Annotated in this window: 21 protein-coding genes; 14 read left to right on the forward strand and 7 right to left on the reverse strand. The window is 63.8% G+C overall.

The genetic code is table 11. The features are described 5' to 3' along the window. The first annotated feature begins 1 nt into the window (after window position 1). From M2341_RS05510 to M2341_RS05530, 5 genes are all read left to right on the forward strand, one after another. Entirely contained in the window at window positions 2-1,630 is a 1,629-nt protein-coding gene (locus M2341_RS05510) for a thiamine pyrophosphate-requiring protein (protein WP_264584534.1), read from the forward strand. Window positions 1,631-1,675: 45 nt separating this feature from the next. Continuing rightward, window positions 1,676-2,995, forward strand: a complete 1,320-nt coding sequence (locus M2341_RS05515; protein WP_264584535.1) for a spinster family MFS transporter — start codon at window positions 1,676-1,678, stop codon at window positions 2,993-2,995. A 330-nt stretch (window positions 2,996-3,325) separates the two neighbouring features. Next, on the forward strand, window positions 3,326-5,701 hold the full coding sequence (locus tag M2341_RS05520; RefSeq protein WP_264584536.1) for a TonB-dependent receptor: 2,376 nt from the start codon (window positions 3,326-3,328) through the stop codon (window positions 5,699-5,701). A 136-nt stretch (window positions 5,702-5,837) separates the two neighbouring features. Then, the gene (locus M2341_RS05525) at window positions 5,838-6,527 is read left to right on the forward strand and encodes an energy transducer TonB (protein ID WP_264584537.1); all 690 of its coding nucleotides are present in this window, start codon (window positions 5,838-5,840) and stop codon (window positions 6,525-6,527) included. A gap of 8 nt (window positions 6,528-6,535) precedes the next feature. After that, on the forward strand, window positions 6,536-7,219 hold the full coding sequence (locus M2341_RS05530) for a Fe2+-dependent dioxygenase (RefSeq protein ID WP_264584538.1): 684 nt from the start codon (window positions 6,536-6,538) through the stop codon (window positions 7,217-7,219). 25 nt (window positions 7,220-7,244) lie between these two features. Here M2341_RS05530 and M2341_RS05535 read toward each other — a convergent pair whose 3' ends face one another. From M2341_RS05535 to M2341_RS05545, 3 genes are all read right to left on the reverse strand, one after another. Beyond that, window positions 7,245-8,405, reverse strand: coding sequence for a PQQ-dependent sugar dehydrogenase (locus M2341_RS05535; RefSeq protein WP_264584539.1), 1,161 nt, complete (start codon window positions 8,403-8,405; stop codon window positions 7,245-7,247). Window positions 8,406-8,521: 116 nt separating this feature from the next. Next, window positions 8,522-9,649, reverse strand: coding sequence for a PQQ-dependent sugar dehydrogenase (locus M2341_RS05540; RefSeq protein WP_264584540.1), 1,128 nt, complete (start codon window positions 9,647-9,649; stop codon window positions 8,522-8,524). 195 nt (window positions 9,650-9,844) lie between these two features. Beyond that, a complete protein-coding gene (locus M2341_RS05545) occupies window positions 9,845-10,579 on the reverse strand; it encodes a PEPxxWA-CTERM sorting domain-containing protein (RefSeq protein ID WP_264584541.1) in 735 nt (244 codons plus the stop codon). Between the two features lie 663 nt (window positions 10,580-11,242). Here M2341_RS05545 and rimP point away from each other — a divergent pair. The 7 genes from rimP (at window position 11,243) to M2341_RS05580 (ending at window position 18,347) form a co-directional block, all read left to right on the forward strand. Continuing rightward, the gene (rimP, locus tag M2341_RS05550; protein WP_181558985.1) at window positions 11,243-11,794 is read left to right on the forward strand and encodes a ribosome maturation protein RimP; all 552 of its coding nucleotides are present in this window, start codon (window positions 11,243-11,245) and stop codon (window positions 11,792-11,794) included. A gap of 5 nt (window positions 11,795-11,799) precedes the next feature. Then, complete coding sequence (gene nusA, locus M2341_RS05555; RefSeq protein ID WP_264584542.1) at window positions 11,800-13,407, forward strand: transcription termination factor NusA; 1,608 nt, start codon at window positions 11,800-11,802, stop codon at window positions 13,405-13,407. Continuing rightward, entirely contained in the window at window positions 13,407-13,637 is a 231-nt protein-coding gene (locus M2341_RS05560; RefSeq protein WP_181558987.1) for a tautomerase family protein, read from the forward strand. Before nusA ends, M2341_RS05560 begins: the two co-directional genes overlap by 1 nt. A 212-nt stretch (window positions 13,638-13,849) precedes the next feature. Next, the gene (locus M2341_RS05565; RefSeq protein WP_264584543.1) at window positions 13,850-14,521 is read left to right on the forward strand and encodes a DUF448 domain-containing protein; all 672 of its coding nucleotides are present in this window, start codon (window positions 13,850-13,852) and stop codon (window positions 14,519-14,521) included. Window positions 14,522-14,588: 67 nt separating this feature from the next. After that, window positions 14,589-17,168 carry a translation initiation factor IF-2 gene (gene infB / locus M2341_RS05570; RefSeq protein WP_264584544.1) on the forward strand — a complete coding sequence of 860 codons (2,580 nt, stop codon included), beginning with the start codon at window positions 14,589-14,591 and terminating at the stop codon, window positions 17,166-17,168. A gap of 29 nt (window positions 17,169-17,197) precedes the next feature. Continuing rightward, window positions 17,198-17,587 (forward strand): 30S ribosome-binding factor RbfA, encoded by a 390-nt coding sequence (gene rbfA, locus M2341_RS05575; RefSeq protein WP_264574692.1) that lies wholly within the window; start codon window positions 17,198-17,200, stop codon window positions 17,585-17,587. Window positions 17,588-17,693: 106 nt separating this feature from the next. Further along, window positions 17,694-18,347: a glutathione S-transferase family protein gene (locus M2341_RS05580; RefSeq protein ID WP_264574693.1), complete on the forward strand. Its 654-nt coding sequence runs from the start codon at window positions 17,694-17,696 to the stop codon at window positions 18,345-18,347. Between the two features lie 14 nt (window positions 18,348-18,361). On the opposite strand, the gene M2341_RS05585 is transcribed toward M2341_RS05580, so the two are convergent. The 3 genes from M2341_RS05585 to M2341_RS05595 all read right to left on the reverse strand — a co-directional run bounded on the left by M2341_RS05585 (window position 18,362) and on the right by M2341_RS05595 (window position 19,286). After that, a complete protein-coding gene (locus M2341_RS05585) occupies window positions 18,362-18,571 on the reverse strand; it encodes a hypothetical protein (protein ID WP_181558992.1) in 210 nt (69 codons plus the stop codon). A gap of 67 nt (window positions 18,572-18,638) precedes the next feature. Then, window positions 18,639-18,974 carry a DUF6481 family protein gene (locus tag M2341_RS05590; RefSeq protein WP_181558993.1) on the reverse strand — a complete coding sequence of 112 codons (336 nt, stop codon included), beginning with the start codon at window positions 18,972-18,974 and terminating at the stop codon, window positions 18,639-18,641. Window positions 18,975-19,079: 105 nt separating this feature from the next. Further along, window positions 19,080-19,286: a cold-shock protein gene (locus M2341_RS05595; RefSeq protein WP_181558994.1), complete on the reverse strand. Its 207-nt coding sequence runs from the start codon at window positions 19,284-19,286 to the stop codon at window positions 19,080-19,082. Window positions 19,287-19,536: 250 nt separating this feature from the next. Here M2341_RS05595 and M2341_RS05600 point away from each other — a divergent pair, with 250 nt between their 5' ends. Beyond that, window positions 19,537-20,130: a thymidine kinase gene (locus M2341_RS05600; protein ID WP_264585992.1), complete on the forward strand. Its 594-nt coding sequence runs from the start codon at window positions 19,537-19,539 to the stop codon at window positions 20,128-20,130. Window positions 20,131-20,244: 114 nt separating this feature from the next. Next, window positions 20,245-20,607 carry a DUF6491 family protein gene (locus M2341_RS05605; RefSeq protein ID WP_264584545.1) on the forward strand — a complete coding sequence of 121 codons (363 nt, stop codon included), beginning with the start codon at window positions 20,245-20,247 and terminating at the stop codon, window positions 20,605-20,607. A 79-nt stretch (window positions 20,608-20,686) separates the two neighbouring features. Here the strand turns inward: M2341_RS05605 and M2341_RS05610 are convergent, their stop codons facing one another. Further along, window positions 20,687-22,042, reverse strand: coding sequence for an aldehyde dehydrogenase family protein (locus M2341_RS05610; RefSeq protein WP_264584546.1), 1,356 nt, complete (start codon window positions 22,040-22,042; stop codon window positions 20,687-20,689). Window positions 22,043-22,140: the final 98 nt, after the last annotated feature.

Consider the following 22,140-nt stretch of genomic DNA (forward strand, 5'->3'; position numbering starts at 1 on the left):
CATGAAAGTCAGTGCTGCCATCGCCAACATCCTCAAGCGTGAGGGTGTAGACGTCATTTTCGGTTATCCGCGCAACGCCGTGCTGGAGGATGCCGCCGCAATCGGCATCCGCCCGGTCATCGTCCGCCAGGAGCGGACCGGCGTTCACATGGCCGATGCGCTGTCCCGCCTGACGCGGGGCAAGCGCATGGGCGTGTTCGCCATGCAACATGGGCCGGGGACGGAAAATGCCTATGGCGGGGTGGCACAGGCTTACTCCGAATCCGTGCCCGTGTTGGTGCTGCCGCAGGGCTATGCCCGCCGCATCGCCTTCGTGCCGGACAATTTCAATGCCAGCGTCTCGATGCGGGATGTGACCAAGCATGCCGAGCCGATCACGGTTGCGGCAGAAACGCAGAACATCATGCGCCGCGCCTTCACGCAGCTGCGCAATGGCCGTCTGCGCCCTGTGCTGGTCGAGATGCCCTGGGACGTGCTGGGCGAAGAAATCGACGCGCCCGAGAGCTATCAGCCGGTTGTCACCACCCGCTATGCGCCCGAGCCAGACGCGGTGAAGCGAGCAGCCGAGGCGCTGGTCGCCGCAAAGCGCCCGGTGATCTACGCCGGGCAGGGCGTGCACTGGGCCGAGGCCTATGAGGAACTGAAGGCGCTGGCCGAGTTGTTGGCCATCCCGGTTTCCACCAGCCTTGAAGGCAAGAGTGCATTCGACGAGACGCATCCACTGGCGCTCGGTTCGGGCGGTGCGGCTATTTCGGGCCAATTGCGGCATTTCCTCGATGAGGCGGACCTCATCTTCGGCATCGGCTGCAGCTTCAGCGAGACGGCGTTCGGCGTGAAGATGCCGCAGGGCAAGCGGGTGATCCATTCGACGCTCGATCCGGCTGACTTCAACAAGAATGTGCCCTGCGAGATGGCGCTGGCCGGCGATGCCAAGCTGACGCTGGGGATGCTGCTCGAGGCGTGCCGCGCGCTGGTGTCAGCGCCACGCGACGCCGGGCCGGTGGCCGCGGAAATCGCCAAGGTCGAGAAGGACTGGCTAGCGAAATGGCTGCCGCTCCTTGAGAGCGACGATGCGCCGATCAGCCCCTATCGCGTGCTCTGGGATCTTCAGAAGACCGTGGATGTCGCCAACACCATCATCACCCATGATGCCGGCAGCCCGCGCGATCAGCTGACGCCCTACTGGAAGTCGATCACGCCACTCAGCTATATCGGCTGGGGCAAGTCCACGCAGCTTGGCTATGGCCTTGGCCTCGCCATGGGCGCCAAGCTTGCCTGCCCGGACAAGCTGTGCATCAACGTGTGGGGTGACGCTGCCATCGGCTTTACCGGAATGGACTTCGAGACGGCGGTGCGCGAGCGCCTGCCGATCCTGTCGATCCTGCTCAACAATGAGGCGATGGCCATCGAACTGCCGGTCATGCCGGTCGCGACCGAGCGCTTCCGGGCGACGGACATTTCCGGCCATTATGCCGATTTCGCCAAGGCGCTTGGCGGCCATGGCGAGCGCGTCACGCGTCCGGAAGAGATCGTCCCCGCCATTCACCGCGCGCTGGCCGCGATCGAGGCGGGGCAACCGGCGCTGATCGAATTCATAACCGCGAAGGAAACGCGCGCTTCGCGACTATAAAAGCGGGCGACCATAACCGGGTGACTATAAACTGGGAGAGATGCGATGGCCGAAACAACGGCGCCCCCGACTGGCTCTGGTCCTGACGGGAGCGTGAAGGATTGGAACTTCAGCGCCGTTTACGGCCTCGGGTTCCTCACACTGGTTTCGGCCTTCAATTATCTCGATCGCTCCCTGCTGGGGCTGGCGCTGCCCTCCATCAAATCGGAGATGCACGTCTCGGACACCGCCCTCGGGCTGGTGTCCGGCCTGGCCTTCCTCCTGTTCTACTCCATCCTCGGCGTGCCCATTGCCTGGGCGGCGGATCGCTACAACCGGCGCAATATCATTGCTGTCGGCTTCGCTTTCTGGAGCCTGATGACGATGGTGACCGGCTGGGTGGCCAACATCTGGCAGCTCGCCATCGCGCGCTTCCTCATGGGCGCGGGCGAGGCGTGCGGCATTGCGCCGTCCAATTCGATCATATCCGACCTGTTCCGCGCGGAGCGCCGCCCGCTGGCCTTCTCGATCTTCGGTACGGCCGTCTCGATCTCATCGATCCTCTTCTTCCCTATCGTCGGCTGGGTGGGCCATGAACATGGCTGGCGCGCGATGTTCGTCGTGGCGGGCATGCCGGGCGTATTCCTGGCGTTGCTGTTCTTCCTCACCGTCAAGGAACCGGAGCGCGGGGCGTCCGAAGCCAAGCGCATCGAGCGTGCGGCGCGGGAAAGCTTCAAGGCGAGCATGGCCTTTCTCGCCAAGCAGCGTGCCTATGTCTTTCTGGTCATCGGCGCCACGCTGATGGGGCTGAATGTCTTTGCCGCAAGCGTGTGGACGCCGACATTCCTGACGCGCGTCCATGGCCTGACATTGGTGGAAGTGGCCGCCACCATCGGCCCGATCCGGGGTGTGTTCGGCGTGGCCGGCGTGGTGCTGGGCGGTCTGCTGATCGACCGGTTGAGCCGCAAGGCCAGCCACTGGCGCATGACCTTGCCGGCGATCACCTGTCTGCTTGCCGCGCCTGCTGAGCTGATCTTCCTGCTCGCCGAGGATACGGCGGTTTGGCTGGCGGCTTATGCGGCCTCGGCGTTCCTCCTGCTGATCCATCAGGGCCCGGTGTTCGCGGCGGTCATGAGCGTGGCGAAGCTGAGGATGCGCGCTGTCGCAACGTCCATCCTGCTGTTCAGCGCTGCGCTGATCGGGCAGGCGCTCGGCCCGCTGGTCGTGGGCTATCTGAATGACGTGCTGCACCCCACGCTGGGTGATGTGGCCGTGCGCTATTCGATGCTGGTCATCGTCGTGACGGCGCTGTTGGCGGGGGTGATGTTCCTGCTCGCTGGGCGGTCGCTGGAGGCAGACGCGAAGCGGGCCTTGGCGGACGCCTAAGAGGCGAGAAGGGCAGACGCTCGCTCCTCGCTAGATTAGACTGCAGATCACGGACGGGAGTTGGTGGCCGGGTCAGACCCAAGGCTGCCAACTCCCGCGTCGTTTCTGATCACAGACCAGTCGCCGCTCGGCCCAACTGCGGCACCAAGCGCGCATAAGGACTGCCGATTCAGCACACGCAAGGGAAGTCGCGGTCATCCACGTTGCAGAACCCAAAAGTTGTAAATCTCAACACTGACCGCAAATCATGTGTTGCAAATCACTCGCAATATCCTAATTGGTGCGACCGACTCGCAATAGCGATCGATGACACCAACTGGGGAACGCCGCATGAGTAAATCCGCCAATCTCACTTCCTTTCTCGCGCTTGGCTGCGTCAGCGCCGTCGCGTTTGCAGCGCCGGCTGTCGCGCAGGATGGCGAGCAGGGGCGCCGTCTGGGCGGGATGACCGTGACCGACACGGCCATCGATGAGTCCGAGATCAAGGTCGAGCGGGCGGAGTCGCCCAAATATACGCGTCCGCTGCTGGATACGCCGCAGACGGTGACGGTGATCGGCGCCAAGACGCTGCAGCAGCAGAACCTGCTCACGCTACGCGAAGTGCTGAGCACCGTGCCCGGCATCACCTTTGGCGCCGGCGAGGGCGGCTTCGGCTATGGCGACCGCATCAACCTGCGCGGCTATTCGGCCAACAACGATATCGCGGTCGATGGCGTCCGCAGCGGCGCAATCATGAACCGCAACGAGACCTATAATATCGAGCAGGTCGAGGTCGCCAATGGCGCGAACTCGGTGTTCAGCGGCGCGGGCTCGGTTGGCGGGTCGATCAATCTGGTGACCAAGAAGCCGCTGGCGGACGACAAGATGTCGGTTCAGGCCGGCGTCGGCACGGACAATTATTATCGCGGCACCGTCGATCTCAACAAGCGCGTGAGCGACATGATCGCGGTGCGGCTGAACGCGGTCTACCACAAGAACGACGTGCCCGGCCGGGACGTGGAGTTCTACGAGCGCTGGGGCGTGGCGCCGGCTGTCACCATCGGCATCGACGGGCCGACCAGCCTGACGCTGCAATATGAGCATCTCGACGACAAGGGCATGCCGCAATACGGCCTGCGCTATTATGCGGCTCAGGGCGGCTATCTGCCCGACTTCAACCAAAGCGCTTATTACGGCTTTGCCAATGTCGACACGCAGCAGTCAGTCACGGATTCGGTACAGGCGATTTTCTCGCACGAACTGAGCGACACGGTGAAGGTGCGCAATCTCACCCGCTATGAGAATGTCAGCCAGTACACCGTTACCAGCCAGCCCACGGGCACCTTCTGCCTGGCGAGCGGTCTGCAGCCGGATGGCAGCGCCTGCACCGTCGCGATCGGCAGCAGCACGCTGGTCGTCCCTGCAGGCTATTATCTGCCGACTGGGGGCCGCGGCACGGCGCGCCACATCCGCAACGAAACCGCCTATAACCAGCTCGACCTGAGCGCTGAGTTCGCGACGGGCGGCATCGAGCACACGCTCGTTCTCGGCGGATCGCTGCTGTGGGAGCGTTATACGCTGAACAATGGCAGCATCCTGCGCGGTGCCGACGGCAGCAATCCCTATGCCGCCCCGAATTATTATCCGCTCACCAACATCGCCAATCCCGGCGCCGTCCTCACGGGACCGGTCGCACCGGCAGGAACGCTGGCGCGCGTCTATGGCAGCAACATCTACACTGGCCCCCAGAACTACATTCAGACCGGCTACAATGTTGGCGAGCAGACCAGCTATGCGGCCTATTTGTTCGATACCATGAAGCTTTCGGACATGTTCGAGATCAACGGCGGCGTGCGCTATGAGCGGTTCGAGGGATCGACCCAGACGCGCAACGTGACCACCGGCGTGGTGACCGGCCCGTTCGAGGCGAAGGACAATCTCTTTTCCTGGCGTGTCGGCGCGGTGTTCAAGCCGATGCCAAACGTCAGCGCCTATGTGGCGGTCGGTAATTCGCGCACACCGTCCAAGGGTTCGGTTGATGGCAGCTGCGCTGTCAACACCTGCAACGTCGAACCGGAATCGGCGAAGAATTACGAAATTGGCGTGAAGGCCGATCTGTTCGACGCCAAGCTGCAACTCGCAGCGGCGGTGTTCCGCAATGAGCGCGACAAGTATCGCGTGGCCTCGGGCGATCCCACGATCCCCGATCAGGTGCTCGATGGCCGCTCGCGGGTGAACGGCGTGTCGCTGAGCGCCACGGGCAACATTACCGAAGCTTGGTCGATCTTCGCCAACTACATGTATCTGGATAGCAAGCTGATCCAGGGCGTGTCCGACTTCTGTCTGGCCAATCCGGTAAGCTGCGGCAACACGGTGGCCAATCCCGATCCGACGGCCGGCACGGCGCTCTCGGCAACGCCTAAGCATTCGGGCAGCCTGTTCACCACCTACAAGTTCCCGTTCGGTCTCGAAGTGGGCTATGGCCTGACCTATCAGGGTCGCCACTCGATGAACCCGACGGCGACGCCGGTCTATTATGTGCCTGCCTATACGCTGCATCGGATCATGCTGGCCTATCCGGTGACCGAGCGGTTGCTGGCGCAGGTGAACGTGCAGAACGTGACGGATGAGGACTATGTCACCACGGTGCGGACCAATGTGAACAACAGCTGGGCGCAGCCGGGGGTGGGGCGGTCCGCCGTATTCAGCCTGACCTACAGCTACTGAGTGTGGGGGGCAGGGGCGAACCGACCCAAAGCGGTTCGCCCCTGATCCACATCAATGATCCGACGAACGTCTGGTAATATTGATTCGCATTATTGACGGAATGGGCCTGTTCGTTGATAGCGGCAGGCGAAAAGGGGTGTCCGCGGTGATCATTTCACACTCGGCAAGTCAGGGGCGCTATGGGCAGGGCAGGCGGTTCAATCCGCTGGTCGTGCTGCTCGTCATCCTGATCCATGCCGGGTTGTTCGCGCTTGTGACCCGCCTCGGGCCCAGTTTCAAGGTCGGTGAGGCGCCCAAGGTCTTCACGGTCAATCTGATCTCTTCGCCGCCGCCTCCGCCGCCCGTCGACGCGCCGCCACCGCCGCCCGCCGCGCCGGAGGTGGTTGTGCCGCGGCCACAGATCGATATTCCACGGATTGATCCGCCGATGGTGGCCGCAAGGCCGGATATTCCGGTCGTCCCCGTCATGGCACCGGGGCCGCCGGCGCCGCCCAGTCCGGCCGCCGCACCGGTCTCAGTGCCCTCGGTCACCGACGGCGGCGACCTGGGCACGCAAATGGTGGCCGGCAAGGCGCCGCGTTACCCCATTGAGAGCCGCCGCAAGCGGGAGCAGGGCGTGGTCCTGCTGGCCTTGACCGTGGGCCTCGATGGCTGCGTGGAAGATATCAGGATCGCGCGCAGCAGCGGTTTCACTCGGCTGGACAAGGCCGCGCTCGATGCCGTCAAGCGCTGGCGCTGGCGGCCCACCTTGCGTGATGGCCAGCCGGTTTTTGTGAAAGGCGTGGTGGAAATCCCCTTCGTCATTCAACCCCAAGACAACGCATAAGGCGCTTCATGCTGATCCCCATTCCAGAGGTGCTCGACGGGCCGACGCTCGCCAAGGTGCGTGATCTCGTCGATTCCGCCGCGTGGGTAGATGGCAACGTCACCTCCGGCCATCAGTCGGCGCTGGCCAAGAACAATCTTCAGTTGCCAGAGGAGGCGCCGCAGGCCCAACAGGCCGGCGAGATCATCCGCGACGCGCTGGGCCGCAATCCTTTGTTCATTGCCGCAGCGCTGCCGCTCAAGATCTTTCCGCCCCTGTTCAACAGCTATGCGGGTGGGCAGTCCTTTGGCGTGCATGTCGATAATGCCGTGCGGATCCAGGCCGGCACCGGCTTTCGCGTCCGCTCGGACCTGTCCATGACCATCTTCCTCGAGCGGCCCGAGGCCTATGATGGCGGTGAGCTGACAGTCGAGACGCAATTCGGCGTGCAGCAGGTCAAGCTGCCGGCCGGCCATGCCGTGCTTTACCCCTCATCCTCCCTGCATCGGGTGGAGCCGGTGACGCGCGGTCGCCGGGTGGCGAGCTTCTTCTGGCTGCAATCGATGATCCGCGACGACGGTGAGCGGCAGATCCTGTTCGATCTCGACAGCAGCATCCAGCAACTGGCCGCCACGCTGGGGCAGGGCCATGCCGAAGTGATCCGCATGACTGGGGTCTATCATAATCTGCTGCGCCGCTGGGCGGACGCCTAGAGCCAGCGACCGCCCTCAGGCTCGCTCAGCCTTTCGGCGTCAGCTTGAGCATCCGGCCCTTGGGGCTGTCCTCGAGCAGCCAAAGCGCGCCGTCCGGCCCGACCCTCACATTGCGCAGCCTCATTCCCATGCGCCAATGATCGGCCTTGGTCGCCGTTTCGCCATCGAGCGAAATCCGCACCAGCGCCTGACCGGACAGGCCGGTGATGAACAGCGAGTTCTTCCAGCCCGCGAACAGGTCGGCATTGTAGTAAGCCAACGAGGACGGCGCGAGCGAGGGGTTCCAGTAGAGCTTGGGCTTCTCGAACCCGTCATCGGCGCTGTGGTCCGGGATGGGGCGCTTGTCATAATGGTCGCCATAGGAGCGGGTTGGCCAGCCATAATTCCCGCCGGCCTTGACGAGGTTCAGCTCGTCGCCGCCCAGCGGGCCCATTTCGACCTGCCACAAACGCTCATTCGCATCGAAGGCGAGGCCGGTCAGATTGCGCTGGCCATAGGTCCAGATAGCGGGATGGAAGCCCTTGGCCGCCAGCGGATTGCCGGCAGCGGGCGTCCCGTCCAGATTGAGATGCAGCACCTTGCCGAGCGTCGACTTGGGGTCCTGCGCCGGGTCGAACTTGGCCCGCTCGCCATTGGTGAAGAACAGACTGCGCTTGTCCGGCGCGATGGCGATGCGGCCGGAATAATGGGCGCCGCTCACCATATTGGGCGTCGCGCGGAAGATGATCTTGACATCCTTGAGCGCGCCGCTTGCTTCATCAAGCGTGGCGGTGGCCAGCGCGGTGCCGGTTTCCTTGCCTTCGCCGGGTTCGGAAAAGCTGAAATAAATCTGGCGACTGGCGGTGAAGTCCGGTGCGAGCACCACGTCCATCAACGCGGCCTGGCCCTCGCTGACGACGGTCGGCGTGCCCAGCAGTACCGTCTTGTCGCCCGTGCGGGGATCGAAAAGGACCATCGCCCCGCGCTTCTGGGTCACCAGCTGCTTCCCATCAGGCAGGAAGGCCATCGACCAGGGATAATCGAAGGTGGCCACCTCGGTGATCGTGAAGGGCAATTGGGAGAGGTCGACCTTGGCCGGAGCGGGGGCGGTAGGCGGTATCGCAGGGGTGGTCTGGGCGAGCGCGGGCGATGCGACGCCCAGGGCCAGAGCCGCCCCCAAGGTGATGCGGTGCGGACGGAATGACATAGGCGCTCTTCTCCAGTCGGTCTTTTGTTGAGCCGGCCCATAAGCGGTGGGCCGGCCCGGAGCAATGACCGAGGCCGCGCGCGCCTTGACCGAGCGCGAAGCGGCGCGCGGCTGGATCAGGCTGCGGGCGTCAGCTTGAGGAGGCGGCCATTTTCTCCGTCCTCAAGCAGCCAGATCGCGCCGTCCGGTCCGGCGCGTACCGCGCGGATGCGCGCGCCCATGTCCCAGTGATCGACCTTGGTCGCGGTTTCGCCATCAAGCGCGATGCGGTCGAGCGACTTGCCGGAGAGGCCGGTGATGAACAGTGAGTTCTTCCACTGCGGGAAGAGGTCGGCATTGTAGTAATCCAGTCCCCCGGGCGAGATGGCCGGCACCCAAAAGACCTTCGGCGCTTCATAGCCGTCGCCCGGCTGATGGTGCGGGATGGCCTTGCCGTTATAATGATTGCCCATGGAGGCGTTGGGCCAGCCATAATTGAGGCCGGGCTTGATGAGGTTGATCTCATCGCCATGGCGCGGCCCCATTTCCATTTCCCACAGGCGCCCATCGGCATCGAAGACAATGCCGAGCAGATTGCGGTGGCCATAGGACCAAACGGCCGGGTGGAAGCCCTTCGCCGCGAGCGGATTGCCGGCTGCCGGGCTGCCATCAAGGTTGAGGCGCAGGACCTTGCCGAGCGTCGCGCCCGGCTCCTGCGCCGGCGTCATCAACTGGCGGTCGCCAGCGGTGAAGAAGAGACGGGTCTTGTCCGGCGAGAAGGCGATTCGGCCGGAATAATGGCCACCCTTGTCGGAGCGATCGTCGCCCCGGAAGATCACCCGCACGTCGCTCAGTGTCGCTGCTGTCGGGTCCAGCTTTGCGGTCGCCAGAGCGACGCGGCTTTTCTTGCCCTCGGCGGCTTCCGAAAAGCTGAAATAGATCGTCTTGCTGGTCGCATAATCTGGCGCGAGCCGCACATCCATGAGCGCCCCCTGATCGTCGCTCTTCACGCTGGGCGTGCCGCTCACCGTCTGCTTGCGACCGCTTTGCGGATCGAGCAGGATCAGCGCGCCTTCCTTCTGCGTGACCAGCATGTGCCCGTCCGGCAGGAATTCCATGGCCCATGGGGAAGCGAACTGCGCGACTTCCGTGGTCTGGAACGGTGCGCCGCTTGCCGCCTTGACCGCATCGGGCGCGGACGCGCTGCCGCAGGCGACAATGGCGAGGCTGAAGGCGCAGGTCAGGCCGAGCTTGCGGACATTCATGGGCGGATCTCCGGCGAGGGGTGGGATGTCCGACCATAGCGACAAGAGCGGCGGGACGGTAGGCCGTTCTATAACAATGGCTTGGCGCACACCGTTGACCAAGACGAAGCATAGAGGCACGACCGCTGGCGCGGAGATGCTGACAAAAAAGGGGAGCCGAAGCTCCCCTTTCTCATATCGACTTTTCCTGAGCGATCAGGCGAAGCTGATGGTCGCGTTGGTCTTGCGACGACGCATGGCGTAGCCGGTGACGGCCAGACCGCAGATCATCATGCCCCAGGTGGCCGGCTCAGGAACCGGAGCGGACGTCTGCGTGACGGCGTAGGTGATACCGTTGACCTTGAAGCTGTCGTTGCTGCCCGAGTTGGAGAAGGCTGCAGCCACATAGAACAGGTTGCCGGACAGATTGTTCGGGTTGATATCCCGGTTCTGGTCCTGACCATTGCCGTTCGACAGGATCGTGGTGCCGAACAGGGAATTGAAAGTCGAATAGTTCGCGATCGTGAACGTGCTGTTGAAGGCCACGTTGGTGCTGCCGATGGCGTAATTGATGTCGGTGTCGCCGAAGCTCACGAGGCCGATCTTGTCGACAGTGACCATCTTGTCGAACTGGAACACCAGAATGTCCGTGTAGCCACTGTTGTCGACCGTGTGCGAGTCGTCACTGGGGCCATTGAGGACGCCGAGGCCGGGCGTGTAGGCGCCGACGGCAGCCTTCGACAGCGTCGTGCCGTTGAGGCTGTAAGCCGTGACTTCCAGTTTGGTGCCGTCCGAGCCCGTGTAGGTGCGCACGTTGCCGATGGAGCCGTCGCTATTGCTGCCGCTGGTCAGCAAGAAGGTGGCTGCCGAGGCGGAAGCCGGCAGCATTGCCGTCGCGGCAATGGTGGCAGCCGACAGCAGTACGGCTTTCCTGAAAGACTTGTGAAACATGATCTATAACTCCCACAGATATTAACTTTCAGGTTTTGCCCCCGGAAATGCGTGCGCCCATGACGGGAGGCCGGTAATCCGGCTCCATCTGGCGCTTTGCATCTGTCAAAGGTCACCCCACCTGAGGTCTTGCAGATATCTTTTCCGTTTCAGTCCTGTCAAAGATGTTGATGATCGGTTAACCATCCAATGTGACCCGAAATTGAACAGTTCACTGGCGCGAGGGCGGCGTTCGACTACGAAGATCGCGTCTAAACCTTTCAATCTTAGGGTTTCTCTGCAAATGGGCTCGTGGCGTCATGCGCGATCAAAAAGTTCCCTCAAATACCGTCGGACGGCATCTTCGCCGCCCGAAGTAGCGTTGCCGGGGGCAATCGGCCCGGACGGGGCCGGCACCTGAGGCAGCGACAGAGTCAGGCGCTTTCCACCGGGTGCAAGTTCCGGTGAGGTTCGCCTGCCTCTTCCCTTGAAGCTTCAAGGTGCGGCTCGCTGCAATCCCGCTCGCGGCGTTTGCCATGCAGCTTGCCTTCAACTGCGACTCCGCCTATATGGCCCTTGCTTTCCTGACATCGTTGCGAAGTTGGGGTCGGCGCCGAAAGGGGCCGGCGGCGAAACCCTGTCGCGTGTCCATGTCCGGGCGAGGCGCAGGCATAGGGAGTGCGAATGAGCGATATTGCGCGGATCGAGACGGTTGTTGCGTCGGAGGCAAAGGCTCTGGGGCTCGATCTCGTGCGCGTGCTGCTCTTCGGCCAAGGCGATGACCGGACGCTGCAGATCATGGCTGAGCGGCCCGATACGCGCCAACTCAACATCGATGATTGCGCCAGCCTCTCGCGCCGCATCTCGGACAAGTTCGATGCGCTGGAAGAAGCGGGCGATGTGCTCATCGAGGACGCCTATCGTCTGGAGGTCAGCTCGCCGGGTATCGACCGGCCGCTCACCCGCCTCAAGGACTATAGCGACTGGGCCGGGCATGAGGCACGCGTTCATTTCGTGACGCCCATGGAGGATGGCCGCAAGCAGGTGCGCGGCATTCTTGCGGGCATCGAGGGCGAGCAGGTGCTGGTCGATGATCCCAAGGCCGGCCGCATCGTCGTGGACTTTGCCAATATCGACAGCGCCAAGCTGATGCTGACCGATGCGCTGATTTCTGCTACTGTCCCGCTCTCCACCGAGGGCGCGGACGAAATCGTCACCCAGGAACAGGAAGACTGACTCTCATGGCCAACGCCATTTCCGCCAACAAGGCCGAGCTGATTGCCATTGCCAATTCGGTGGCAAGCGAGAAGATGATCGACAAGGCCATCGTCATCGAGGCGATGGAAGACGCGATCCAGCGGTCCGCGCGGGCGCGCTACGGCGCCGAGAACGACATTCGCGCCAAGCTCGATCCCGAGACCGGCGACCTGCGCCTGTGGCGCGTCGTCGAAGTGGTCGAGGTGGTCGAGGACTATTTCAAGCAGGTCGACCTCAAGGCCGCGCAGAAGCTCCAAAAGGATGCCGTGATCGGCGACTTCATCGTCGATCCGCTGCCGCCCGTCGACCTCGGTCGCATCGACGCGCAGAGCGCCAAGCAGGTGATCTTCCAGAAGGTGCGCGATGCCGAGCGCGAGCGCCAGTTCGAGGAATTCAAGGATCGCGTGGGTGAGATCATCACCGGCGTCGTCAAGTCGGTCGAGTTCGGCCATGTGGTCGTGAACCTTGGCCGTGCCGAGGGTGTGATCCGCCGCGATCAGCAGATCCCGCGCGAAGTCGTACGCGTCGGCGATCGCGTCCGTGCGCTGATCCTCAATGTGCGCCGCGAGAACCGTGGCCCGCAAATCTTCCTCAGCCGCGCGCACCCCGACTTCATGAAGAAGCTGTTCGCGCAGGAAGTGCCCGAGATTTACGACGGCATCATCACCATCATGGCCGCTGCCCGCGATCCGGGCTCGCGCGCCAAGATCGGCGTGATCAGCCGCGATAGCAGCATCGATCCGGTCGGCGCCTGCGTCGGCATGAAGGGCAGCCGCGTGCAGGCCGTCGTGCAGGAGATGCAGGGCGAGAAGATCGACATCATTCCCTGGAGCGAGGACACGGCGACGTTCGTCGTCAACGCTCTCCAGCCCGCCCAGGTCGCCCGCGTGGTGATTGACGAGGAGGAAGAGCGCATCGAGGTCGTCGTGCCTGACGATCAGCTCAGCCTCGCCATCGGTCGTCGCGGCCAGAACGTCCGTCTCGCCAGCCAGCTCACCGGCAAGGCCATCGACATCATGACCGAGGCGGACGCGAGCGAGAAGCGTCAGCGCGAGTTCGTGCAGCGCTCCGAGATGTTCCAGAACGAGCTGGACGTGGACGAGACGCTCTCGCAGCTGCTGGTGGCCGAAGGCTTCACCGAGCTGGAGGAAGTTGCTTATGTCGGCATCGACGAGCTGGCCTCCATCGAGGGCTTTGACGACGAGCTGGCCCAGGAGCTGCAGAGCCGCGCGCAGGAAGCGCTGGACCGCCGCGAGGCGGCCGCGCGCGAAGAGCGCCGTGGGCTTGGCGTCGACGATGCGCTGGCCGAGATGCCGCACCTCACCGAGGCTATGCTGGTTACGCTGGGCAAGGCAGGCATCAAGACGCTGGACGATCTCGCCGATCTCGCCACCGATGAGCTGGTGGCCAAGAAGCGCAACGACCCGCGCCGTCGCCGCGAAGTCTCCGAGGACAAGGGCGGCATTCTCGCCGAATATGGCCTGAGCGAAGAGCAGGGCAACGAGATCATCATGGCGGCCCGCGCGCACTGGTTCGAGGACGAGCCGGCTGTAGATGACGCCGCTGAGGGTGAAGTGGAAGGCAACGCCTGATGCCCTATGTGAAGATCGAGGTGATCGAAGGCGTGACGCGCGAACAGAAGGCGGCTCTGGTCGCCGATGTTACGCGTTCGCTGGTCGATCGCCTCGGCAAGCGGCCCGAGCAGGTGTTCGTCGTCATCGATGAGGTGTCGGCGGACAACTGGGGCGCTGCGGGCATCCTCGTTTCCGAGCGGGAAGCCGCGCAAAGGGAGGTCGCCGATGCTGCGAATTCCTCCCAATGAGAGGCTGAGGCTTCCAATCATCGCTGCGCGCCCGGCTGCTCCTGCGGAAGCGGGGGGCTGGACTGTGCTAAACGAGAAAATGCTCATCCATCCCGTTCGTGTCGAGCGAAGTCGAGACACGCGAGCGCAGTCCTATCGTGGCTCGACTTCGCTCGACACGAACGGAAGTTTGGAGGCGATGGTCTTAGACGGGCAACTCACAGGAGGTGCCCATGTCTGAGCGTCGTTGCATTCTCTCCAGCGAGCATGGCGATCCCGCCGCGCTGGTCCGTTTGGCTATTTCGCCCGATGGCGACGTATTGCCGGATGTCCGCGCGCGGGCGCCGGGGCGCGGCGCCTGGCTGGGTGTCGATCGCGCGACGCTGGAGGAGGCCATGGTCAAGGGCCGGCTGCGCGGCGCATTGGCGCGGGCGTTTAAGGGTGAGCCGCTTACCGTGCCGGACGATCTGGCCGAGCGGATCGCGGTTGCGTTGCGCGATGATTTCATGGCGCGGCTGGGGCTGGAGGCCAAGGCTTCCAATCTCGCCACCGGTTTCGACAAGATCGATGTCGCGGCCCGGCGCGGACAGGTCCGCATGCTGCTCCACGCGGCGGATGCCGGCGATGACGGGGTGCGCAAGCTGGATCAGGCGTGGCGGGTTGGCGAGGAGCGGGAAGGCGAGGAATTTGCCGGCACACGCTTGCCGGTGGACCGCGACGCCCTATCTATGGCATTGGGCAGAAACAATGTCGTCCATATCGCGGTGACAAACGCTGCTGCGGCAGGCCGCCTGTCCGGTCTGCTCGGTCGCTGGCAAAACTATCTGGGATGCGCTAACGCGGCGCCGAGCTCCGGTTCGGCAGTCGTCAGGCATATGGACGATGATCCCGCGCCTCTGGCGTGAGGACGAACGACTCGGGTCACCTCTGCGGGGGTGCGCCGGATGGAAGATGAAGGGTTAGATTGCGTCGATGAGTGACAATAGGGAAGACAAGCCGACTCTGGGCCGTAAACCGCTTGGTCTCAAGCGGACGGTCGAGGCCGGCCAGGTGCAGCAGAGCTTCAGCCACGGCCGGAAGAATACGGTCGTCGTTGAGGTGAAGCGCCGTCGCGTCATCGGCAAACCCGGTGAGGCAGAGACGGCGCGCGCCGTGCCCGAGCAGGCCGCGCCCGTCGCGCCGCCGGCACCGCCGCCGCCGCCCGCTGCCCGTCCTGCGCCGACCCCGGCGCCGGCACCGCGCGCCTCCTCGACGGATAGCCTGATGAGCCGGCAGGAGCTGCAGGCCAAGCTGCTGCGCGAGGCCGAGGAAGCCCGCATGGCCGCGCTGGAAGATGCGCGCCGCCGTGAAGAGGCCGCCCGCCTGGCCGCGACCGAGGAAGAGAAGCGCCGCGCTGAGGACAATCGCCGCGCGGAGGAAGAAGCCGAGCGCCAGCGCCAGGAAGTCGAAGCAAAAGCTGCCCAGGCGCCCGCGCAAGAGGCTGCTCCGGCGGCACCTGCGGCTGCAGAGACCGCGGCACCTGCCGAAGAGGCTCCCAAGGCCGCGACCGGCGCGACGCCCGAGCGTCCCGCGCCCCGTCGTTTCACGCCTGTGGCCGCGCCGGTCATCAAGCGTCCGGAACCGGCCAAGGTCGAGCGCAAGAAGGGTGGCGACGATCGTCGTCAGGCTGGCAAGCTCACCGTCAACCGTGCGCTCGCCGATGATGACAGCGCCCGCGCGCGCAGCCTCGCCGCGCTGCGCCGTGCCCGCGAGAAGGAGCGTCGTTCGCACTTCTCCGGCTCGTCACAGCCGCGCGAGAAGCAGTCCCGCGATGTCATCGTGCCGGAGGCGATCACCGTTCAGGAACTCGCCAACCGTATGGCCGAAAAGGGCGCGGACCTCGTCAAGTCGCTCTTTAAGCTGGGCATGGCGGTCACCGTCAACCAGACGATCGACCAGGATACGGCCGAGCTGCTGGTCGAGGAATTCGGCCACCGCATCCAGCGCGTCTCTGATTCCGATATCGAGATCGATACCGCGAGCGATGTCGATGCAGCGGAATCGCTGGTCACGCGTCCCCCCGTCGTCACGATCATGGGCCATGTCGATCACGGCAAGACCTCGCTGCTCGATGCCCTGCGCGGCACCGATGTGGTGGCGGGCGAAGCAGGCGGCATCACCCAGCATATCGGCGCCTATCAGGTGAAGACCAAGGGCGGTGAGATCATCACCTTCCTCGATACGCCGGGCCATGAAGCGTTCACTGAGATGCGCGCGCGCGGCGCCAACGTTACCGACATCGTGATCCTGGTGGTCGCGGCGGACGACGGGCTGATGCCGCAGACCATCGAGGCGATCAACCACACCAAGGCCGCCGGCGTTCCCATGATCGTGGCGATCAACAAGGTCGACAAGCCGGATGCCAATCCGCAGCGCGTGCGCGAGCGTCTGCTCGAGCATGAAGTCATCGTCGAGGATATGGGCGGCGACACGCAGGACGTGGAAGTCTCCGCGCTCAAGCGCACCGGCCTCGATGACCTGATCGACAAGATCCTGCTGCAGGCCGAACTGCTGGAGTTGAAGGCCAATCCCGAACGCGCCGCTGAAGGCACGGTCGTGGAAGCGCAGCTCGACAAGGGCCGTGGTCCGGTCGCGACGATCCTCGTGGGTCGTGGCACGCTCAAGGTCGGCGATATCTTCGTCGTCGGCGAGCATTCGGGCAAGGTCCGCGCCATGGTCAATGACAAGGGCCAGCAGGTGAAGGAAGCAGGGCCTTCGGTTCCGGTCGAGGTGCTTGGCCTTGCCGGGGTGCCGATGGCGGGCGACCAACTCAGCGTGGTCGAGAGCGAGGCGCGTGCCCGCGAGGTCGCGGCCTATCGTCAGGAGCTGGCGACACGCAAGCGCACCACGGCGGCCCCGACGAGCTTCGAGCATATGTTCTCGGCGCTCAACACGCAGGTCATTGAATATCCGGTCGTCATCAAGGGCGACGTGCAGGGCACGGTGGAAGCGATCATCGGATCGCTCACCCGCGCCTCTACGGATGAGATCAAGGTGCGTGTGCTCCACTCCGGTGTGGGCGCGATCACCGAGAGCGACGTGACGCTGGCCGCCGCCAGCCGTGCGCCGCTGATCGGCTTCAACGTGCGTCCCAATGCCAAGGCGCGTCAGCTTGCCGAGCGCGACAAGGTCTCGCTGCGTTATTATGACGTGATTTACGACCTCATCGAGGAAGTGAAGCGCGAAATGGCCGGCCAGCTTGCGCCGGAGCGCATCGAGACGGTCATCGGTGCCGCACAGGTCCTGCAGGTCTTTCCGGCCGGCAAGAAGGACAAGGCGGCCGGCCTGCTGGTGCAGGATGGCGTCATCCGCAAGGGCGTCAACGCACGCCTCACGCGCGACAATGTCATCGTTTCGGCAACCACCATCGCCTCGCTGCGGCGCTTCAAGGACGACGTGTCCGAAGTGCGGGCCGGCATGGAGTGCGGTGCGGTGCTCGAGAACACCAACGACATCAAGGTCGGCGATACGCTCGAGCTCTTCGAAGTCGAGGAACGCGCACGGACGCTCTGACGTCCGGCGCGCCGCGAAGGAGGTAAGTCATGAGCGGTTCGGGGGAACCTTCCGTCCGGTTGCTGCGGGTGGGGGAGCAGGTGCGCCATGTGCTGGCGGACGTGCTCCAGCGTGGCGACGTGCATGACGATGTGCTCGCCAGTCACGTCGTGACGGTGACGGAAGTGCGCATGTCGCCCGATCTGCGCCATGCGACAGTGTTCGTGAAGCCGTTGCTGGGGCGGGATGAAGAGGTGGTGCTCAAGGCACTGCGCACCAACACCGCCTATCTGCAGCGCGAGGTCGCCAAGCGCGTGAAGATGAAGTTCGCCGCCAAGCTCAAATTCCTCAGCGATGAGAGCTTCGAGGAAGGCAGCCACATCGATGCGATCCTGCGCTCACCCAAGGTCGCGCAGGACATCGTCGACGAAGAGGAGTGAGAGCCCGGCGTGATGATCCGTTGATCGTTCGCGCGCCGGGCTGATCCGGTTGATATTGTCGAGCGCCGCTTGCACGGGCATCATGCGTCCGTCCGGGGGCATTGCCATGACCATTACGATTACTGCGTTTGAGAGTTCGCCGGATCGCGGCCGTGGCCTAGCGCGCGACATGCCGGTCCGCTGGGCGCTGGAGGAAGTGGGGCAGCCCTACGCTGTGAGCCTCGTCTCCTTCGCGGCGATGAAGCAGCCGCCGCACCGCATGCGCCAGCCGTTCGGGCAAATCCCGACTTATGAGGAGGATGGGCTGGTTCTGTTCGAATCCGGCGCCATCGTCTTCCACATTGCCGAGCGGCATGTCGGTCTGTTGCCGACCGATATGGACGGACGGGCGCGCGCGATTGCGTGGATGTTTGCCGCGCTCAGCACGGTGGAGCCGCCGATCCTCGAGCGCGAGACGGCCGGGCATGTCGATCGCGACAAGGATTGGTATGACGCGCGCCTGCCGATGCTGGAAGGCTGTATCCGGGCGCGGCTGGATGACCTCTCCGCGCGGCTCGGCGAGGCCGCGTGGCTGGACGGTGCATTCAGCGCGGGCGATCTGATGATGATAACGGTGCTGCGGCGGCTCGGCAGCTCGGATCTGCTGAAGGGCTATCCGGCTCTCTCAGCCTATGTCGCACGCGGCGAGGCGCGGCCCGCCTTCCAGCGTGCCTTCGCGTCGCAGCGGGCGGTGTTCGAGAGGCAATCCACGGCTCGCTGAGCCGGGCGACGCCGTCACTTGGTGGCGTATTGCCCCGGCTCTGCCTTGAACGTGTCACGCGCGAAGGCGCGGGCTTGCGTGGCCGTCGTGAAGGTCTCGTCCTGCAGCGTGGAGGTGACCAGCGGATAGCCCTGCGAATTATAGCGCGTCTCGCGCACCGTCAGGCGGAAATTGCCGCCATCGTCCTTGGTGATGAGGAAGGGTTTGATCGTCTCGCGGCTCATTATCGGCTCCCGGCGGAAAGGGGGGTGAGTGAAGTCTGCGCGGAGCGGAACCGCGCAGGCCCACATCTTATCGGTTCTTGCGCGCGAGGTAGCGCGCGTCGCGGGCGGCCTTGCGTTCGGCTTCGGTGAGTTCGGGCTTTTTCTTTGCCTCTTTGGCTGCCTTTGCAGCGGCGGCTTCCTCAGCCTTGGCCTGCTTGGCGGCCTTGCGCTCTTGCGCGGCCAGCCGGGCGAGGCGATGCTTTTCCTGCTGGGCAGCTTCCTGTGCCTGTGCGGCGGCAGCGCGGGCAGCAGCGACTTCCGGATCGACGGGCGCGCGCGTGCGCAATTTTGCCATCACTTCGTTGCGGGCATCGGCTGCGGCAGCAATGCGTGATTGAAAGTCCGGCTCTTTGTATTTTTTCATGCGTAGAATTCAGCTCCGTTTCGCCACTTCGGGCGAGGAGGCCGGGCGACGATGCCGCCCGGCCCTGTATCTTCAAACTGCCCGGTCGTCGGGCAGCCCTTTTCTTCAGACAGCCTGAAGGTTCACGGCCGAAGCCTTGCCGCGCTTGTCATTTTCCAGCTCGTAGGAAATGCGCTGATCCTTCTGCAGGGTGTGCATGCCGGCGCGCTCGACGGCCGAGATGTGCACGAAGGCGTCATTGCCGCCGTCTTCCGGCGCGATGAAACCATAACCCTTGTCGGCATTGAAAAACTTGACTGTTCCGATGGTCATATTGGGTATCCTTGTTCCCAAATGGTAATCGGGCACGCGCGATGCATTCGCGCGTCCCGGCTTCGTGAGGCTAGATGGGGACAAAGGGGGACGCTGAAGCGGTCCGATATCCGTCAAAGGCGACGTTAAGCCCGTATGGTGTAGCACGATGGCGTTGGAATAGAAAGCGAAAGGGCCGGTCATGGCCGGGCGTGGCCGGCGCGGCGTCTCACCGCTTGTCGAAAAGGCAACGCGGAGGCAAAGCTGCGGCATGGCCAAGCTCTATTTCTACTACGCCTCGATGAATGCGGGGAAGTCCACCAATCTGCTGCAGGCGGACTTCAATTATCGCGAGCGGGGCATGGCGACGATGCTCTGGACGGCGCAGGGGACAGCGCGGGAGGGTGATGATGAAGCAGAGGACAGCATCGGCAGCCGGATTGGCCTGCGCGCTGCCGCCAACAGCTTCGATGCCGTGACCGATCTGCACGGGCGCATCCAGGCGGCGCATCTTGAAGGGCCGATTGCCTGCGTGTTGGTGGATGAGGCGCAGTTCCTCTCGCCAGAACAGGTCTGGCAACTTGCGCGCGTGGCTGATGAGTTGGGCATTCCCGTACTGTGCTACGGGCTGCGCACCGATTTTCAGGGCAAGCTTTTCCCGGGCTCGGCGGTGCTGCTCGGCATTGCCGATACGCTGGTCGAGCTCAAGGCGGTTTGCCATTGCGGACGCAAGGCAACGATGAACCTGCGGGTGGACGAGCGCGGCGAGGCGGTCCGGGAAGGCGCGCAGACGGAGATCGGCGGCAATGATCGTTATGTTGCTCTGTGCCGGCGGCATTTCAGCGACGCCATGCGGCGATTCTAGAGTTGCGATGAAGCGATATCATGCAGCGCCGAACGGTTCATCGCCGCTTCACGCGTGTCATGCTATCGTAACGCCATGATCCGGACTCACATCATTATCGGAAGGATGCACGCCATGACCCATTTCAGAAAAGCGATGCTGGCAAGCGCGCTGCTGCTGGCTGGCGCGCCCGTCATTGCCCAGCCGGCCGCGCAAGCGGGCGCCGGCAAGGAAGCGTCGATCCCCTTTGTCGACCAGCGCGGCATTCGCGATTGGCAGGCGGTCAGTGACGATCAGATTTATGTGCAGGCCAGTGGCGGGCAATGGTATTTGGCAACACTGATGACCGGCGCACCGGACCTGCCCTTTGCCCAATCCATCGGCTTCGAGACCAAGGGCCTCGATCGGCTCGACCGGTTCGGCGCGATTGTCGTGGCTGGCACGCGCTACCCGCTCAAATCGCTTGTCGAGAGCGGGCCGCCCCCGAAGAAGAAGTAAGCCCGCTCGTTCACCGGCGCGGGATGCGGGAGCGGAGAGGGGCTGCCCCTCCGCTCCGCACAAATATTCAGCCCGCGTTTCAGACGGCCGTCTGGTGGATATACACCGCGCGCTCGTGGCTGAAGGCCTTGAAGCCGAAATAGCCATGATAGCTGCCCATGCCGCTGCCGTTGACGCCGCCGAAGGGCAGGCGGTTCTCCAGATAATGCGAGAAGACCCCGTTCACGGTCACGCCGCCTGACGAGGTGCGATTGAGGATCTTCTGCACATTGGCTTCGTCATTGCTGTAGACATACAGCGCGAGTGGCTTGTCGCGCTCCTCAATGTAGCTGATCGCCTGATCGAGATTGTCGTACGTCATGACGGGCAGGATGGGCGCGAAAATCTCTTCCTGCAGGATTTTCATCTGCGGATTGACGTCGGTCAGCATGGTCGGGTGGATGGTGCGGTCTTCCGCCTCCAGCACGCCGCCAGCTGCAACGGTAGCGCCCTGCGCCACGGCATCGTCGAACAGGCCCTTCACGCGACTGAAGTTGGCCTGATTGACGACCTGGGCGATGCCTTCCTTCTTGATCCGGCCGTTCTCATAGAGATTCTTCTCGACGTTCGCCTTGAAGCCCTCGACCAGCTTTGCCTTCTGGTCTTCCTTCACGAACACATAGTCCGGGCAGATGCAGGCCTGGCCGCCGTTGAACTGCTTGGCGCCAGCGAGATCGGCCGCGATCTTCTCGACGTCCGCACCCTCATCGATGATGACCGGCGACTTGCCGCCTAGCTCCAGCGTGACGCTGGCGAGATGCTTGGCGGCGGCGGCCATCACGATCTTGCCGACCCGCGTGCTGCCGGTGAAGAAGATGTGATTGAACGGCAGGTCGAGCAGTGCGGTGGCGACGCTGACATCGCCCTCGAACACGGCAACCTCATTCTCCTCGAAGACCGACTTCACGATCTTGGCGGCGACCTTCTCGGTGGCGGGGCACAGGTCGGTGAGCTTGAGGACGCAGCAATTGCCGGCCGCGACGGCAGCGGCAAGCGGGCCGAAGACGAGGCCGAGCGGGAAGTTCCACGGGCCGAGGATCAGGCAGACGCCGCGCGCTTCATAGATGATCTGGGCGCGGTCGGTCTCCACCTTGGAAGGCGTGACTTCGGTCGGCTTCATCCAGTCATCGAGATTGTCGAGAATGAGCTGGATGTTGCCGAGGATGTTCAGCACTTCCGTCACGCGGATTTCCGGCTCGGGCTTGCGGGTATCTTCCAGCACCGCCGCGACGATCTCGTCGGCGTGGGACGCGACGGCATCCTTGAGCTTGGTCAGCTTGAGGCGGCGCTCGGCAGCGGTGGTGGCTTTGACATTCCACTGGTTTGCCTTTTGCAGGGCAAAAACGCGGGCAATGTCATCGGAGATCTGGGAAGCAGTCTGCTGGGTGCCGGTCATGGATCACTCGCCTATATTGGATTGTGGAAGGAAAGGCGCCTTGTAGAGGCTTCACGCGCTGCAAGACAAGGCGCTGGTGGCGTCCGCATGATTTTTTG

This window comes from Sphingobium sp. B7D2B (assembly GCF_025961895.1).
Taxonomy (GTDB): Bacteria; Pseudomonadota; Alphaproteobacteria; order Sphingomonadales; family Sphingomonadaceae; genus Sphingobium.